Consider the following 15874-nt stretch of genomic DNA (forward strand, 5'->3'; position numbering starts at 1 on the left):
TCAAGTCCAACGTGCGGACGGCCATCCGGATTCCGCCATCCGCGCGCTGTCCGCTCACCGCGAACAGTCCGCAACCTGAGAGGCCCGGATCACCGCGCCACCCGATTGGCGCAGCTCCCGCCGCCCTGTAAGGTTAGGCACGCCTAATCCGGTACGGCGCTTCGAGGAGGGCCGCGGTTGAACCAGCAGCGCTCCTTCCGTGACGCACGCGAGGTCGGCGACGGCCTCGCGTCGTCGTTGCGGCGGGTCGCCGGCCTGCAGGAGCGCAGCGAGCTCCGCCGGGACGTCCCGGCGGGTTGGATCCGCTGTTCGGAGCTGCTGGAGACGCCCGCCTACTTCGGCGAGTGGCGCGGCCTCCTCGGCGACTGGCTGCTGCGCGAGCACTCCTCGGCGCCGGCGCAGACCACGGCGAGCTGGGTGATGACGTGGTACCTGCACGTCCCGGCGTACGTCGGCGCGCTGTTGTGGCACCACGAGCGCCGGGTGCCGTCCCTGAAGCCGTCCGAGCTGGCCTTCCGCCTGGCCGACGACCGCCCCCACCCGGACGGCATGGCGGTGCTGGGTGACGCGTTCCACTGCCTCCCGACGGACCCGGGCTCGGCCCGCCCGGAGGCGACGACGGTCCGCGACGAGCGAGCGCTGGCGGCGATCCTGCGGGCGCGCTACCTGGCCCACGCGGCCCAGTTCGTCCGCGCGTACGCACCGATGAGCAGACTGGGCCGCCGCACACTGTGGGCGGCGGCGACGGACGCGCTGGAGAACTCACTGTGGTGGGCGGGCCTGCAGGGCGGCACCCCGGAGGCGGAGGGCGCGGGCGTGGCGGACGCGGCCTTGGTGCTGGACGAGCGCTACCCACCGCTGACGTCGGCATCGACGCTGCGGTTGGAGGAGGGGCAGGACGGCCACCGGGCGTGGACGCGGCGACGGGAGAGCTGCTGCTTCTCGTACCTGCTGCCGTCGTCGCCTGAGTGTGAGGGCTGTCCGCGGACCTGTTCGCGGTAGGCCCACGCGGTCGGTGGTTTCCTGGGGTGGCTGCGGGACCTGAGTGTTCAGGCGTTGCTTCATGCCCGGGCGTGATCGAGATCGTGTCCCAGGCTGCCTCTCCCGTGATCCTGGTCGGTCTGGGCGGGCGTTGACCGCCGAGCGGGAACCTACGTTGACCTGGTCGAAGCGGGGACAAGCAGCAGAGAAGCGACGCGGCTAGCCGGATCGATGACCCCGAAACGCCGGCGAGCCGCGGCTGCAGCGGCGCCCGATGGTTCCGCCGGCCGAGGTGTCCGCGAACCTGTTCGCGGCAGCCACCAGCCCCACCAAACAGCCCCCACCGCTCCCTGGGGGGCGTCCCCAAGCCAGTCTACCGGCACCCCCCGACAAAACCCCCCGCTCAACCGCACTTGTCCACACCTCAGCCCACCTGTGGACAACTCCACCCCGGATCCCGCCCAGCCGCACCCAGCGCCCGCTCCAGCGGCGAAGCCTCCGCAGGCACCGCCACCACCGGCCCGTACACCCCCATCGACCGCGCCTGCTCGCCCATGGCCACCGCGGACTCGTACACCGCCGTCGCCGCCTCCGGCGCGTACGAACACGACTGGCCGCTCGCCCGGGCCAAGTCCCAGCCGTGGAGGACGAACTCACCCAGCACCATCGCGCCCACCACCGCCGATGGCATCGGTGCCGATCCCAGCGACGTCGTCCCCGTCCACGCCGACGGCGTCTCGAACACCGAAACCAGCGTCTCGGTCTGCTTCTCCAGGTCCGCCCGCCATTCCGCCCCCACCAGCGCCGCCGCCGGGGAAGGCGGGGAAGACGGGGAAGGCGGCGCCGCACGGCGGCCCGCGGCGATCAGCCACGGTCCCCAATACAGGAGGTGGTTGAGCAGCCCGCGGACGTCGTACCCGGCGCACGGCGTCGGGGCGGTCAGGTCGGGGACCGCGCTCGCGATCCGGAGGAACTCGGCCGCGGCCGGGCGCAGCAGGGAAGCAGTCATTCGGTGATCGAAACCGCCGGCGACCGGGCCGTCTTGAACGAACGCGACAGCTACCGTGACCGGGTGACGCACCGGATCCCGCGTGGCATCGTGGCCGAGGCCACCGCGCGCACGATGTTCACGCTGACCCGGCACCCGCCCGCGCCGGAGCTCGCCGATTTCGTCGAATACCACTGGGTCCTGCGGTGGGACCGGCGCGGGAAACCGCCGTACGAGCAGCGCGTGCTGCCGAACCTCTCGGTCCACGTGACGTTCTTCCCCGGCGCCTCCGGCGTCCACGGCCCGGCCCGCGACGTCTTTTCGCACCGCTTGGCCGGCCGGGTGCAGGGCCTGGGGGTGCGATTCCGTCCCGGCACCTTCCGCGCGTTCCTCGGCGGCCCGGTGCGTGACATCGCCGACCGGGCCGTCCCACTCAGCCGCGTATTCGGGCCGGCGGCCTCGGCGGCCGCCGAATCGGTGCGGTCGGCGGCCGATGACGCGCAAATGGTGGGTGCGATCGACAACTTGCTGATCGCAAATCCTGTGCGGCTGTCCCCGGCCGCGCGCGAGGCGGCGGAGGCGGTGGAATCAATCGCGCGGGATCCGGGAATTACCCGGGTGGCGCAACTGTGCGCGGATACTGGACTAACCACCCGCTCTGTCCAGCGGTTGTTCGCCGAACACGTCGGCTGCCCGCCCAAGTGGGCGATCCGGATTTACCGCCTCAATGACGCAGCGCAGCGGCTCGTCACCGAAGGAGAACCCGATTACGCCGGTCTGGCGGTTCGACTGGGCTATAGCGACCAGTCGCACTTCATCCGCGATTTCCGGACCGTGACGGGCCAGTCGCCTGCGGAGTACGCGCGAACCGCACGTACCACCGATCGGGAACCGCACGGGGATCGGACGTGAAGAAAGCCGCCGGGCGGAATTCCACCCGGCGGCCACCCCGCGTCGACGATTGGCCACGCCGCCACCGGCATGGGGATAACTGCTGGTCAGCGCCCCACATAGGCCCGCACCAGTGCGGCGTGAACAAACTTCAGTTCTTCTTGTGGTAAGCCTCGACGACCTCGGAAGGGATGCGGCCGCGGTCGGAAACCGCGTACCCGTTCTTGCGTGCCCAAGAGCGGATGGCCTGGTTCTGCTCGCGGTCGACCGCGGCGGGCCGAGCGGAACCCTTACCGGCGACCGGGCGAACCGAGGCGCGCTTGCGACCGCCCGCGCGACGCGCGTGCTCGACATACTGGGCGAGCGCGTCCCGCAACTCCTCGGCGTTTTCCGAGGAGAGATCGATCTGGTAGCTGACCCCGTCCAAACCGAACTCGACGGTCTCTTCCGCCTCACCGCCGTCGAGGTCGTCGACCAGCGAGACGAGCACCTTCTGTGCCATCCGATTCCTCCTGCGGGGCTTACTCAATGATCTGGTACGGGGCAAGCCCCGGGACAGAAGACTTTGTCCAGATCATTAGTACCCGCTTCTGCAGTGCAACGCAAATCTCATTGCCATAACCGGCCGCTATCCTCACACGGCCGGGTTATTCGGGTCGCACCAGCGGGAAGAGGATCGTCTCCCGGATACCGAGACCGGTCAGCGCCATGAGGAGCCGGTCGATCCCCATTCCGACGCCGCCGCTCGGCGGCATTCCGTACTCCAGGGCACGCAGGAAATCCTCGTCGAGCCGCATGGCTTCGCTATCGCCCTGCGCGGCCAGCAGCGACTGTTCGGTGAGGCGTTCCCGTTCGACGACCGGATCGACCAGCTCGGAGTATCCGGTGGCGAGTTCGAATCCGCGCACGTAGAGGTCCCACTTCTCGGCCACGCCCGGCCGGGACCGGTGCTGCCTGGTCAATGGCGAGGTCTCCAGCGGAAAATCACGGACAAACGTCGGTGCGTGCAGGTGATCTCCGACGAGGTGTTCCCACAGTTCCTCGACGAGCTTCCCGTGCCCGAGCTTCGGGTCCACTTCCAGGCCCCTGGCCTGCGCGAATCCGAGCAGTTTGGCGGCGGGCGTCTCCGGCGTGACCTCTTCGCCGAGGGAATCGGACAACGACTCGTACATTCCGAGTGTGGTCCATTCGCCGGAGAGGTCGTACTCCGAACCGTCGGGCAGCGTGACGACCTGGGTGTCCAGCACCGCCTGCGCGGCCTCCTGGATCAGCTCGCGGGTCATCACCGCATTGGTGTCGTACGTGGCGTAGGCCTCGTAGTACTCGAGCATCGCGAACTCCGGCGAGTGCGACGAGTCGCTGCCCTCGTTCCGGAAGTTGCGGTTGATCTCGAAGACCTTTTCGATGCCGCCGACGACGCAGCGCTTGAGGTAGAGCTCCGGCGCGATGCGCAGGAACAGCTCCATGTCGAACGCGTTGGAATGCGTGACGAAGGGGCGGGCCGCGGCGCCGCCGTGCAGCGTCTGCAGCATCGGCGTTTCGACCTCGGTGAACCCGCGGCGGTGGAACGACTCCCGCAGCGACCGGACCACGCCGGCGCGCGTGCGCACGACGTCCCGCGCGCGCGGGCGCATGACGAGGTCGACGTAGCGCTGGCGGATCCGCGTTTCCTCGGCCAGCTCCTTGTGCGCGGTCGGCAGCGGGCGCAGCGCCTTCGAAGTGATGCGCCAGGCGTCGGCCATCACCGAAAGCTCGCCGCGCTTGGACGTGATGACCTCGCCGTGCACGAAAACGTGGTCGCCGAGGTCGACGTCGGACTTCCACGCCGCCAGCGCGTCCTCGCCGACCTTCGCCAGGCTGATCATCGCCTGCAGCTCGGTGCCGTCGCCCTCGCGCAAGCTCGCGAAGCACAGCTTGCCCGTGTTTCGCATGAACATCACCCGGCCGGTGATGCCGACGACCTCGCCCGTGGCGGTGTCGGCGGGCAGTCCGGAATGGGCCGCGCGCACCTCGGCGAGCGAATGCGTCCGGGGTACCTCGACCGGGTAGGGATCGATACCCTCGGCGAGGATCCGGTCGCGCTTCTCCCGGCGCACCCGCATCTGCTCGGGCAGTTCGTCTTCGGCGGGCTCGCTGGTGGAAGCGGGGTTTTCGGTCATGGCCATAGGGTACGAACCCGGCTGTCCGCTACGCCAACCGGATTACCTTTACGTTTCCGTCCATTAGCCTGGGTGTGTGAGTGATCCCACCCGAGGTCAGCGCGCTTCTTCCTTCGGCAGCCGCGCCGCCGAGTACGCCGAGCACCGGCCCGATTACCCGCGGGAAGCCATCGAGTGGGGCCTTTCCGGGGCGAGCGGAACACCGCGCCGGGTGCTCGATCTCGGCGCCGGAACCGGCAAACTCACCCTCGGCCTGACCGCGCTCGGGCTCGACGTCACCGCGGTCGAACCCGACCCGGAAATGCGCGCCCAGCTCGAGCGGGCCGTGCCGTCGGTGACGTCGCTGGCCGGCCAGGCGGAACGGATTCCGCTCCCGGACGGGGCCGTCGACGCGGTGTTCGTCGGCCAGGCGTTCCACTGGTTCGACGTGCCGGTGGCGCTGACGGAGATCGGCCGCGTGCTGCGCCCGGGCGGCGTGTGCGTGCCGCTGTGGAACTACGAAGACGAATCGGTGCCGTGGGTCGCCGAGTTCACCGCGCTGGGCCGCGACGGCGCCCGCCGCCCGACGAGCATCGAAGACATGCGCGAAGTGACGCACCCGCAGTTCGAGCCGTTCGAAAGCGACCGGTTCCGCCACGCGCAACGGCGCACGGCCGAGAGCCTGGTGGAAACGATCGCGACGTATTCGAAGGTGATCGTCTCGACGCCGGCGGAGTCGGCGGCCCTGCTGGGCAGGCTCCGGGAGTTCCTGGCGCGGAATCCGGCGACCGCGAACGGCGAGTTCGACCTCCCGCTGGTCACGACGGCCTTGCGCGCGCGACGGCGATGAGGACATTTCCGGCGTGCTAGGTTCGGCAGCGACCTGATCTCCAGGTCCCGGACGAGCGCGTCGTACCCGGTCAGGACAAGACGGCGCAGTGCCTGAAAAACACTGCGAAAGGTCCGATCGTGTCCTGGTTCGTCCTCGTCCTGTCCGGCGTGCTGGAAACCGTCTGGGCGGCCGCTCTCGGTGCCTCGAAGGGGTTCTCCCGGCCGCTCCCGGTCGTGACGTTCGTCGTCGCGCTGGTGCTGAGCATGAGCGGTCTGGCTTACGCGCTGCGCGAAATCCCGCTCGGCACGGGGTACGCCGTCTGGGTCGGCATCGGCACGGTCGGCACGGCGGCGTACGGGATCCTCGCACTGGGCGACCCGGTGACGGCGACCCGGATCACCTGCCTGGCGCTGATCGTCGCGGGTGTCGTGGGGCTGAAACTCCTGCCTTGACCTCGATCGAGGTGGAGGTTCGATACTGCGGGGATGCGCAGGAAATCACTGGGGCGGGCCTTGATCTCGCTGACCTCGTTGGTGACGGCAGTGGGCCCGTACAAGGCCGACTGGAACGAAACGCACGTCTACAACCCGCAGTGGCCACCGCACGCGAAGTTCCACAACGGGCAGACCATGAGCCTGGGGCTCGCGCTGGGGGCGACGAGCCTGTGGCAGCTCTGGCGACGGCCGACCCGGGCGGGTCTCGACGCCGGGGCCGTGCTGGCGTCGCTGTACTGGCTGACGCAGATTTCGGCGCTGGCCTACCCGGGGTCCCGCGCGGTGGACCCGCCGGGGGCCGACCGGTTCCCGCAGGCGAAGATCGCCTTCCCGGCGCTGGCGGTGACGGCCCTGGGGTACGTGCTGGAGCGCCGTCGCCTGGCGCGCGGCTGACGGCCGGTCAGGGCCGGGTGTTGCGCTCGTAGGCCAGCCGGAGGCCGAGCAGCGTCAGCTCCGGGACGTGGTGGGTGATCGTCTCCGACTCGCCGAGCACCAGTGGCGCGAGGCCGCCCGTGGCCAGCACCGCCACCGGTTCCGCGCCGCCCGGGGAAAGCTCGCGGACGATCCGGCGGACCAGGCCGTCGACCTGGCCCGCGAAGCCGTAGAGGATGCCGGATTGCAGGCACTCCACGGTGTTCTTGCCGATCACCGACCGCGGCCGGACCAGCTCGACCTTCCGCAGCGCCGCCGCGCGCAACGCCAGCGCGTCCACCGAGATCTCGATGCCCGGGGCGAACGCGCCGCCCAGGAACTCGCCGCGGGCCGAGATCGCGTCGACGTTGGTCGACGTGCCGAAGTCGACCACCACGCACGCGGTGTCGTGGAGGTGGTGCGCGGCCAGCGTGTTCACCAGCCGGTCCGCGCCCACCTCCTTCGGGTTGTCCACCAGCAGCGCCACGCCCGTGCGCACGCCCGGCTCGACCACGACCTTCGGGACCCGGGCGTAGTACCGCCCGAGCATCACCCGCAGCTCGCGCAGCACCGCCGGCACCGTCGACAACGCGCTGATCCCGGACACCTCGTCCGCGTGCGGGCCGAGCAGACCGCGGACCGTCAGCGCCAGCTCGTCGGCCGTCATGCGCGCGTCCGTGCGCATGCGCCAGTCGCCCACGAGTTCCGGCCCGGACCACAGGCCCAGCACGATGTTCGTGTTGCCGACGTCGACGGTGAGCAGCAAGCGGGTCAGCTTTCCGCGTGCAGCAACGCGTCGAGCCGGCGGGCGTCCGCCGTCTCGGCGACCGGGAAGATCGCCGCCTCGTCGTCCGGCGGCAGCGTCACCGTGCCCGAGAGCAGGCCCGATCCTTCCGGCGCGTGGCCGGGGTCGGTGTGCCGGTCGACGATCCGGTTGTCGGCGTCGACGAACACCACGCGCGGCTGGTACGTCGCCGCTTCGGCGTCGTCCATCTGGCCGTACGAGATGAGGATGACCAGGTCACCCGGGTGCACCAGGTGCGCCGCGGCACCGTTGATGCCGAGCACCCCGCTGCCGCGTTCCCCCTTGATGACGTAGGTCTCCAGCCGGGCCCCGTTGGTGACGTCCACAATGGACACCTGTTCCCCCGGCAGCAGGTCCGCGGCCTCCATCAGGTCCTCGTCGACCGTCACCGAACCGACGTAGTGCAGGTCGGCCTGGGTCACGGTGACCCGGTGGATCTTCGACTTGAGCATCGTGCGGTACATCGTGGACTCCTTATTCCCCTGCGTCCAACCGCTCCGGGTGCTCGACGGCGGCGCCGAGCAACACCGGAACGTTGTCGATCAGCCGGGTACTCCCCACCCGGGCCGCGATCAACAAGCGTGCTTCCCCATCGACGGGCGCGGGCCCGAGATCGGTTCCCCGCAATTCGAGGTAATCCACCTCGACCGCGGGCCGCGCGGCGAGGGTCTTCCACGCGGTCTCGAGGACCGCGTCCGCCCCGTCCCGGCCGACGAACGCCCCCGCGGTGAGGGCGGCCGACAGGACGATGGCGTCTTCGCGCTGCTCAGGCGTCAGGTAGACGTTGCGGGACGACAACGCGAGCCCGTCGCGCTCGCGCACGGTCGGCACGCCGATCACGCGCGTGTCGATGTTCAGGTCGCGCACCATCCGCTTGATCAGCACCAGCTGCTGGTAGTCCTTTTCGCCGAAGAAGGCGTAGTCCGGACGGAGCAGGTTGAACAACTTCGCCACGACGGTGAGCACACCGGCGAAGTGGCCGGGGCGCGCGGCGCCTTCGAGCTCGTCGCCGAGCGGGCCCGGGTGCACGGTCACCACGGCACCCTCGGCGTAGAGGGCGTCCACGCTCGGCGTGAACGCGATCTCGATGCCGTCTTCGCGCAGGACGTCGAGGTCGGCTTCGAGCGGCCGGGGGTAGGCCTCGAAGTCCTCGCCCGCGCCGAACTGCAGCGGGTTCACGAAGATCGAGGTGGCCACGACGGTGTTCGGCAGCCGCTTCGCGCGGCGGATCAGCTCGCGGTGCCCGGCGTGCAGCGCGCCCATGGTCGGCACGAGCGCCAGCTTGCGGCCGACGCCGTGCAGCGCCCGGCTGACCTGGCTCACGTGCTCGGGCGACGCGAACGCGTTCAGGGTGCCGCGGCTGAATTTCGGTGTGGTCACTGGTCTGGGTGCCCTTCGGCGGGATCGTCGAGGAGTTCGGTGAGGTCTTTCGCGGCCGCGGTGTCCAGCAGCCCGGCTGCCGACGAGCGCGCCACCGTGCGCTTGGCCAGCGCGCGGTAGGCCGGCGCCACGTCCGGCGCCCGGTCCGCCAGCACCGCGAGGTGCTTGCGGACGGTGCCGGCGTCGCCACGGGCGACCGGACCGGTGAGGGCGCGGTCGCCGTGTCGCAGCACATTATCCAACGCCGCCGAGAGCAGTGGGGCGACCAGGCGTTCGGATTGCCCGATTCCGGCTTGGCGCAACAGGTCCGCGCAGTCGGCGACCAGCGTCATCAGGTGGTTTGCGCCGTGGGCCAACGCAGCGTGGTAGAGCGCTCGCGCGGAGTCGGGGATCCGCACCGGTTCGGCACCCATCTCCACGGCCAGCGCTTCGCCGACGTGCCACGCGGCTTCGTCGTCCTCGGCGGCCGTGACGCCGATGCTGCACGCCGCCAGCCGCTCGAGGTCCTCCTCGCGGCCGGTGAACGTCATCACCGGGTGCAGGGCGAGCGGCAGGGCCCCGGCCTCGGCCGCGGGGGCGAGGACGCCGATACCGTGCGCGCCGGAGGTGTGCACGACGATCTGCCCGGGCCGCAGCGACTCGGTGGCGACGAGCCCGCGGACCATCCCGGCCAGCGCGTCGTCGGGGAGGGCGAGCAGCACCAGGTCCGCCCGGCGGACGGTCTCGTCGGGCGGCAGGAGGGGCACGTCGGGCAGGAGACGTTCGGCACGGGCCAGCGACGAAGCGGACAGGCCGGACGCGGCGACCACGGTGTGCCCCGCCCGGGCCAGCGCGGCGCCGAGCACGCTGCCCACCCGGCCGGCGGAAACGACGCCGACCGCAAGGCGGGCGGGCCGCATCATGGCGTGCGCCTGTGGACGCTCATGCTGGCAGACTCCCTCTGCTCTCGTTCCAGTCCCATTTCCGGGTACCGGACGACGGCGCGAGACTAACTCGGGCGAGCGGGCGCCGTTGAGCCCGGGTGACCAGCTTCACCCGGACCGGTTCACCCGCGGGCGGCCTCGTCGGCGAGGCGCGTCGCCTCCGCGCGGGCGGCTTTGAGGGTGCGCAGCAGCTCCTGCTGGCGCTGCCGGTCGGCGTCGCTGGTGAGCTGGTGCCGGTCGAGGAAAGCGAGCTCGGTCACGCTCGCCTGGTACACGGCGACGGCCTTCGCCGCCCGCTTGCCCGACTGCCGCTTGGCCTGCCGCCGCCACGCCCGCCTGCCGGGCAGGCTGGCCAGCAGCTCGACCTCCGACGGCGCGATCCACCGCGCCGCGGCCATGTGCGGCAGCGCGGCGGCGATGATCCGCTGTTCCCGTTTCCGCTGCAGGACGACGAGGTAGAGCACGCCGACGAAGAGCGGCAGCATGATCAGGAAGTAGACGGTGAGGAACTTCGACCCGCCGAGCAGCGCGGCGCTGTTCCACAGGGCGTGCAGGCAGACGGCGGCGAGGTACCCGGCGATCGGCGCGATGATCTTGAGGGCCTTGGTGGTCGTCCGCGCGGCGATGCCGAGCCCGATGCCGGTGAGCACGGCGAACAGCGGGTGCGTGAAGGGCGCGAGCACACCGCGGAGGAAGAAGGCGGTGATGACGCCCTGGCTGTGCCCGTCCCCGAAGCCGTAGTCGGCGAAGGCGCGCCCGAAGTAGTAGATGTTCTCGGTGAAGGCGAACCCGGCGGCGCTGAACCCGGCGTAGACGACCCCGTCCACGACGCCGTCGAACTCGCTGGAGCGCCGCCAGAGGATGAGCACGACGAAGAGCGCCTTCGCGGCCTCCTCGACGACGGGGGCGGAGACGAGCGCGGCGACGGTGTTGCCGCTGCCCTGGCCGAGCAGCTCGTCCCCGACGGCCTCGGCGGTGGTGTTGATGAGCAGCGCCGTGATGGTGGCGATGCAGGCACCCCAGGCGAAGGCGAGCAGCAGGAATTTGGCGGGCTCTGGCTCCCACCGGTCGACCCAGAGGAACCCGGCGACGACACCGGCCACGGGCACGAGCGCGGCGAGGACGCCGATGGTGACGGCGAGCGGGCCCACCCGCGCGGTGGCGAGCCCGAACAGGAAGAGGCCGCACAGGGCCACCACGATCAGCCCGAACACCGGCAGCAGCACGGTGACCCGGCGAGGCCGCCGTCCACGATCGAGTCCGGTCGCAGGCGAGAGGGTTCCGCTCACAGCGGGTCACCCTACGCAGACTGGACGGGAACACCAACGCCACCTGGCACAGACGGGCCCGTCTGCGGCTCGCACGGGTTGCGCCCCAAGGCGGCCTTGGTTGCGTGTGACGCACCCAAGGCGGCCTTCGGTGCGTCCGGTGCACCCGAGGCCGCTTTCGGTGCGCGACGCCAAAGCGACCTCGGGCGTGGCCAGCGCCCCGACGCGGCCTTAGGTGCAGCACCTCGAGCGGCTCGCGGTGCAACCGCCCGCGCAACCCGACGTGGCCGTAGTGGCGGCTGGCTTGTCCCACGCACCCGAAGCGGCCCGCGGCGCACCTGCGTACCCAGAACGGCGTCCGACGCGGCCCGCGCACCCAAGTGGCGCAGACATGTCCGCACCAAAGCGGCCTTCGTCGCGTAGTGGCGGCTGGCTTGTCCCGCGCGCCCAAAGCGGTCTTCGGTGCAACCTGCGCGCCCAGCGCGACCCGCGCACCCAAGTGGCTCAGATATCCCGCACCAAGGCGGCCTTCGTCGCGTACGCGACGTGGCCCTCGGCGCCTTCCGGACCCAACGTGGCCTTCGGTGCGTGAGACGCACCCAAGGCGGCCTTCGGTGCGTCTTGCGCACCGAAGGCCGCCTTGGGGCGCTTGGCTCAGCGGGCCGGGAGCCTCAGTCCTCCGCGCGCCGGCGGCGGCGGGGGGTCGAGCCCGTTCCGCCGTTGGCCGCCAGGAGCTCGCTCACCGAACGGCCCGCCGCGTGCGAGCCGCTTCCCGGGGCCGGCTCCGGGGCCGCGCGGTGGCCGTTGCGGGATCCGTTGTGGCCGTTCTGCTCGACCTCGGCCGGGTCCACCGGGGTCATTCCGCGGCGGGACATCGAAGCGCGCTCGGCGACCATGCCCTCCCAGGCCGGGGGCTCGCCGTCCGGACGGCGGCGGCGGCCTCCGCCCGGCGGCTCGGGCGCCGCGGGCACGGCCGGCAGCTGCTGCGAGTCCTCCGGCTTGCGGCGGCGGCCGCCCGAGCGGCCCTGGAAGTTGCGGACCGACTCCGGCAGCGTCGGGTTCGCCATGGGCGTCTCGGCCTTCGCGGCCTCCGCCGGCGCGCGGTGCGAGCCACCGTGGCGGGACGGCGGCTCCTCCAGGATCGGCGACATGTCCGCCCGCGAGAACTGCTCCAGCCGCGACGGGCGGCGGCTGTCGGCGGCCGGGACCGGCGTGGTCGGCGGCACCACCGGGGGCAGGTCCGTGCGCGACGGCTGCCGCGGCGACGGGCTCTTGCTCGGCACCGGTGTCGTCGGCGGGACGACCGGCGGGATGTCGGTGCGCGACGCCGCGGCGTCCCGCGGCATCGGCTCGGGCGGCTTCGGCCGGTTCGGCCGCTGGCGCTCGGCGAAGTCGTCGCGGTTCTGGAAGGCCGCGCTCAGGTCCTTGACCGGCCGGATGTCCGAACGCGACATCTCGGACGGCTTCACCGGCGGCACGTTCGCCGCCGGACGACCCGGCACCGCCCGCGGCGGCTCGGGCGCCTTGCGGGGCTCGGGACGCACGCCGTTCGGCTGGCCGCCCACGCGGGGAAGGTCCGGCCGGGACATCTCGACGCGCGGGATGTCCGGCCGGGACATCTCCACGCGAGGAATGTCCGGTCGCGACATTTCGACCCGCGGGATATCGGGCCGCGACATCTCCACCCGCGGAATGTCCGGCCGCGACATCTCCACGCGGGGGATATCGGGGCGGGACATCTCGACCCGGGGGATATCCGAACGCGACGCCTCGGCGCGCGACACATTCGGCCGCGGCGCCTCGACCCGCGGCATCTGCGGAATCCCCGGACGCGGTGCCTCCGGACGCGGCGCCTCGACACGCGGAATGTCCGGACGCGACATCTCCACCCGCGGGATGTCCGTCCGCGACACCTCGACCGGCCGGATGTCCGACCGGGACATCTCGGCCCGACGCGCGGGCGGCGGCTCGGGACGGCGGATCTCCGTCTTCGGCTCCGGCGGCTGCGGGCGGCGGATCTCCGTCTTCGGCTCCGGCGGCTGCGGGCGGCGGATCTCGGTCTTCGGCTCCGTCGGGCGCCGGATCTCGGTCTTGGGGTCGGCGGGCCGCGGCGGCACGTCCCGGCGCGTCGGCTCGGCGGCGACCTCGGGACGGCGCTCCGGCTGCTTCGCGGCTTCTTCCGGCTTCGGCAGCCGCATCGGCTGCGACTCGGCCTGGCGGCGCGCGGCTTCGGCGCGCAGTTCGGCGGCCTTCAGCTCGCGCTGCGCGGCGTTCAGCGCCGGGTCGACCGGCGGCACCGGCGGACGGCGATCGCTCAGCGGCTTCGGCCGCGCCATCTGCTGGGTGCTCTGCACGGAGACGTTCGCCGGGGTCTTCGGGACCGGCTTGCCGCCGAACCCCTTGCCCTTGCCGAGGCCCTTGCCGTTCGCGGGCTTCCCGTTCGACGCTTTGCGACGGCGCTCGTCGAGGACGCGGTCGATCAGCTCGGTCGGCCGCTCGCCGCCCTCGGGCACCGGCTTCTTCCCGGCCATCAGCTGAGCGGGCTTCTTCTTCGGCGCGCCGTCGGTGACCAGGCGGTTCTCGTCGGACACCTTGCGCATCCGGGTCGCCTGCGCGGTCAGCGCGACGCGTTCGAGCAGGACCTCGCCGCCGAACAGGGACTGGAGGCTGTCGCGCAGCGCGGACACCTCGGCGCGCAGCGCCTCCAGCTCCTCGCGGCCCTTTGAGTCGGCGACCGAGCTCTTCTCGGCCTCCACCTCCAGCTCGAATTCGCGCCGGGCCGCGATCTCGCGTTCCAGCTCCAGTTCGTACACAGCCTGCGCCTCGGCGACCGCGTCCTCGCTCTGTGCCGCGTGCTTGCGGTACTTCACGGCGAGGAAAGCGCCGATCAGGGCGGCCCAGAGGGCCGCGACGATCCCGAGCCTGAGGTAGCGGAGATCGTCGCTGAGCACCAGTGCGAGGGTGGCTCCGATGGCGAGGACAAAGCCGACGACGAGCCACGGCCTGCCCAAGAGGCGGCCGCGCGAGTCGTCACCCACGCCGGTCATGTCTGACACCGTACCTGCTCGTAATCCGAACGAGACCTACTCGGTCCAGCGAGCGGTGGGATTCCAGCGCTAACCGGTCGTCCCGCGGGTGCGCTCCCGATCGTGGTCGTTCGGGGTCCGGCAGCAGTGTTCGAGCCACAAAGCCGCTGCTACCAGGGCTGCGGCGGACGCCGCGCCGACCACCGCGGCCCGCGTGTCGAGCACCGCCGCGACGAGTTCGTCACGTCGGGGAAAAAGATAGGCGAGCGCCGCCAGCCAGGCGCCCGCCATGAAGGCTCCGGCGAGTGACGAAGCTTTGGCGAGCGCCACCGATCGGGCTACCCCGATCGCGCCGGCGATCCGGCCGTTCTTGATCCGCGACCGGATCGAGAAGGCCAGCACGAGCTCGATCACGGCGAGCACGGCGAAGGTGACGCCGGCGAGCAGCGGCAGCTGCGGCAGCGAGCCGTACGCCGCCTGGAAAAGCAGGTAGCCGAGGCCCAAGCCGAGCAGCCCGGCGACCACGAGGTCACGGGGCCGGGTGAAGTGCATGCCTCAACCGTACCGTGACAGAGTTGACTCTCCACCGACTGGAGAGTTCATCATGCGTTTTGTGGGCACCACCGCGACCTTCACCATCGGCGAGCTGTCCCGGCGGACCGGCCTGCCGGTCAAGACGATCCGCTTCTACTCGGACGAAGGCCTCCTGCCGCCGACCGAGCGAACGGACGCCGGCTACCGGCTCTACGACGCGGCGGCGATGGCCCGCCTGGAGCTGGTCCGCACGCTGCGGGAGCTGGGGCTCGGCCTCGCCGACGTCTCCGCGGCCCTGAGCCAGTCCGCGACCGTCGGCGAGCTGGCGACCCGGCACGTCGAGGCGCTCGACGAGCAGATCCGGCGGCTGCGGCTGCGCCGGGCGGTGCTGCGCGCGGTGGCCAAGCGCAATTCCGAACTGGAGGAAGTGAACCTGATGAACCGTCTCGCGTCGATGTCCGACGAAGAGCGCAAGCGGCTGGTCGACGAGTTCTGGGACGAAATGGTCGCCGGGCTCGACATCGACCAGGAGTTCTACCGCCGGATGCGCTCGGGCAAGCCCGAACTGCCCGACGACCCGTCGCCCGAGCAGCTCGAGGCTTGGATCGAGTTCGCCGAGCTGGTCCAGGACCCGGACTTCCGGGCCCTGATCCGCGGCATGAGCGAAACCCAGGCCCAGCAGATCAAGGACGGCGACTTCCAGCAGCCGGCGGACGCCTGGCGCACGCACTGGAACGAGTGGATGGCCCGCGCCCAGGAAGCCGTCGACGCCGGGGAAAACCCGACGTCGGAGGCGGGGCAAGCGCTTGCGGCCGAGGTCGCTACGGCCTCCGCGCGACCGGACCAGGACGCGGCGTCGGCCGGGTTCCGCCGCGAGCTGGCGGACCGCTTCGCGTCCAGCGGCGACGCCCGCGCCGAGCGCTACTGGCAGTTGCTCGCGATCATCAACGACTGGCCACCGGTGCCGACGACGCAGCCCGCGGTCGGCTTCATGATCGCGGCCCTGCGCGGCTGAGCGCACGGGAACGACAGCTCGCCGAACAACCGGGGGTGATCGGTAACGGCCACCCCCGGTTCACCGATATGCCGCTTCTCCAGCCCCGGCCGCTTGGGGGACCCCCGGTTTCAACGTTACTCGCGAGCACCGACAGTTCCGGGGCCGCGCACGGGAGTTGTCCACAGAGCTCGGCCTGTTGCTCGGGT

Annotated in this window: 15 protein-coding genes, 1 pseudogene and 1 riboswitch; of the genes and pseudogenes, 6 read left to right on the plus strand and 10 right to left on the minus strand. The window is 71.3% G+C overall.

Features of this window, described 5'->3' with window-relative positions:
• Window positions 1-177 precede the first annotated feature (177 nt).
• Window positions 178-1002: a (2Fe-2S)-binding protein gene (locus ACLJPY_RS29435; RefSeq protein WP_410593302.1), complete on the plus strand. Its 825-nt coding sequence runs from the start codon at window positions 178-180 to the stop codon at window positions 1000-1002.
• 403 nt (window positions 1003-1405) lie between these two features.
• Here ACLJPY_RS29435 and ACLJPY_RS29440 read toward each other — a convergent pair whose 3' ends face one another.
• The gene (locus ACLJPY_RS29440) at window positions 1406-1990 is read right to left on the minus strand and encodes a TIGR03086 family metal-binding protein (protein ID WP_410593303.1); all 585 of its coding nucleotides are present in this window, start codon (window positions 1988-1990) and stop codon (window positions 1406-1408) included.
• A 33-nt stretch (window positions 1991-2023) separates the two neighbouring features.
• Here ACLJPY_RS29440 and ACLJPY_RS29445 point away from each other — a divergent pair, with 33 nt between their 5' ends.
• Complete coding sequence (locus tag ACLJPY_RS29445; RefSeq protein WP_410593543.1) at window positions 2024-2881, plus strand: DUF6597 domain-containing transcriptional factor; 858 nt, start codon at window positions 2024-2026, stop codon at window positions 2879-2881.
• Between the two features lie 130 nt (window positions 2882-3011).
• On the opposite strand, the gene ACLJPY_RS29450 is transcribed toward ACLJPY_RS29445, so the two are convergent.
• Together ACLJPY_RS29450 and lysS are read right to left on the minus strand one after the other, a co-directional pair.
• A complete protein-coding gene (locus tag ACLJPY_RS29450; protein ID WP_410593304.1) occupies window positions 3012-3362 on the minus strand; it encodes a histone-like nucleoid-structuring protein Lsr2 in 351 nt (116 codons plus the stop codon).
• 145 nt (window positions 3363-3507) lie between these two features.
• A complete protein-coding gene (gene lysS, locus ACLJPY_RS29455) occupies window positions 3508-5019 on the minus strand; it encodes a lysine--tRNA ligase (protein WP_410593305.1) in 1512 nt (503 codons plus the stop codon).
• A 76-nt stretch (window positions 5020-5095) separates the two neighbouring features.
• On the opposite strand from lysS, the gene ACLJPY_RS29460 reads away from it, so the two are divergent.
• The 3 genes from ACLJPY_RS29460 to ACLJPY_RS29470 all read left to right on the plus strand — a co-directional run bounded on the left by ACLJPY_RS29460 (window position 5096) and on the right by ACLJPY_RS29470 (window position 6717).
• A complete protein-coding gene (locus ACLJPY_RS29460; protein ID WP_410593306.1) occupies window positions 5096-5848 on the plus strand; it encodes a class I SAM-dependent methyltransferase in 753 nt (250 codons plus the stop codon).
• A gap of 27 nt (window positions 5849-5875) precedes the next feature.
• A riboswitch (guanidine-III (ykkC-III) riboswitch) is annotated at window positions 5876-5938 on the plus strand.
• 29 nt (window positions 5939-5967) lie between these two features.
• Window positions 5968-6282, plus strand: coding sequence for a DMT family transporter (locus tag ACLJPY_RS29465; RefSeq protein ID WP_410593307.1), 315 nt, complete (start codon window positions 5968-5970; stop codon window positions 6280-6282).
• Between the two features lie 33 nt (window positions 6283-6315).
• Window positions 6316-6717 (plus strand): DUF6640 family protein, encoded by a 402-nt coding sequence (locus ACLJPY_RS29470; protein WP_410593309.1) that lies wholly within the window; start codon window positions 6316-6318, stop codon window positions 6715-6717.
• Between the two features lie 7 nt (window positions 6718-6724).
• Here the strand turns inward: ACLJPY_RS29470 and ACLJPY_RS29475 are convergent, their stop codons facing one another.
• The 7 genes and pseudogenes from ACLJPY_RS29475 to ACLJPY_RS29505 form a co-directional block, all read right to left on the minus strand.
• Entirely contained in the window at window positions 6725-7501 is a 777-nt protein-coding gene (locus ACLJPY_RS29475) for a type III pantothenate kinase (RefSeq protein ID WP_410593311.1), read from the minus strand.
• 5 nt (window positions 7502-7506) lie between these two features.
• On the minus strand, window positions 7507-8004 hold the full coding sequence (panD, locus tag ACLJPY_RS29480) for an aspartate 1-decarboxylase (RefSeq protein WP_410593313.1): 498 nt from the start codon (window positions 8002-8004) through the stop codon (window positions 7507-7509).
• 10 nt (window positions 8005-8014) lie between these two features.
• On the minus strand, window positions 8015-8920 hold the full coding sequence (panC, locus tag ACLJPY_RS29485; protein WP_410593315.1) for a pantoate--beta-alanine ligase: 906 nt from the start codon (window positions 8918-8920) through the stop codon (window positions 8015-8017).
• A pseudogene (locus tag ACLJPY_RS29490) lies at window positions 8917-9834 on the minus strand (Rossmann-like and DUF2520 domain-containing protein); the annotation flags it as partial. The pseudogene ACLJPY_RS29490 and the gene panC, both read right to left, overlap by 4 nt.
• Before the next feature lie 131 nt (window positions 9835-9965).
• Window positions 9966-11069 carry a PrsW family intramembrane metalloprotease gene (locus tag ACLJPY_RS29495; RefSeq protein ID WP_410593545.1) on the minus strand — a complete coding sequence of 368 codons (1104 nt, stop codon included), beginning with the start codon at window positions 11067-11069 and terminating at the stop codon, window positions 9966-9968.
• A 713-nt stretch (window positions 11070-11782) separates the two neighbouring features.
• A complete protein-coding gene (locus tag ACLJPY_RS29500; protein WP_410593316.1) occupies window positions 11783-14158 on the minus strand; it encodes a DUF6779 domain-containing protein in 2376 nt (791 codons plus the stop codon).
• 69 nt (window positions 14159-14227) lie between these two features.
• Window positions 14228-14689: a DUF3180 domain-containing protein gene (locus ACLJPY_RS29505; protein WP_410593318.1), complete on the minus strand. Its 462-nt coding sequence runs from the start codon at window positions 14687-14689 to the stop codon at window positions 14228-14230.
• A 61-nt stretch (window positions 14690-14750) separates the two neighbouring features.
• Between ACLJPY_RS29505 and ACLJPY_RS29510 the strand changes: the two genes are divergently transcribed.
• Window positions 14751-15686 carry a MerR family transcriptional regulator gene (locus ACLJPY_RS29510; protein WP_410593320.1) on the plus strand — a complete coding sequence of 312 codons (936 nt, stop codon included), beginning with the start codon at window positions 14751-14753 and terminating at the stop codon, window positions 15684-15686.
• Window positions 15687-15874: the final 188 nt, after the last annotated feature.

Origin of the sequence: Amycolatopsis sp. lyj-23 (genome assembly GCF_046549135.1) — a bacterium.
Classification (GTDB): Bacteria; Actinomycetota; Actinomycetes; order Mycobacteriales; family Pseudonocardiaceae; genus Amycolatopsis.

Bases quoted from the DNA above. Each gene is read 5' to 3' on its own strand.
- ACLJPY_RS29440 (WP_410593303.1), bottom strand. From the start codon at position 1,990: ATGACTGCTTCCCTGCTGCGCCCGGCCGCGGCCGAGTTCCTCCGGATC.
- ACLJPY_RS29450 (WP_410593304.1), bottom strand. From the start codon at position 3,362: ATGGCACAGAAGGTGCTCGTCTCGCTGGTCGACGACCTCGACGGCGGT.
- lysS (WP_410593305.1), bottom strand. From the start codon at position 5,019: ATGACCGAAAACCCCGCTTCCACCAGCGAGCCCGCCGAAGACGAACTG.
- ACLJPY_RS29470 (WP_410593309.1), top strand. From the start codon at position 6,316: ATGCGCAGGAAATCACTGGGGCGGGCCTTGATCTCGCTGACCTCGTTG.
- panD (WP_410593313.1), bottom strand. From the start codon at position 8,004: ATGTACCGCACGATGCTCAAGTCGAAGATCCACCGGGTCACCGTGACC.
- ACLJPY_RS29500 (WP_410593316.1), bottom strand. From the start codon at position 14,158: ATGACCGGCGTGGGTGACGACTCGCGCGGCCGCCTCTTGGGCAGGCCG.
- ACLJPY_RS29505 (WP_410593318.1), bottom strand. From the start codon at position 14,689: ATGCACTTCACCCGGCCCCGTGACCTCGTGGTCGCCGGGCTGCTCGGC.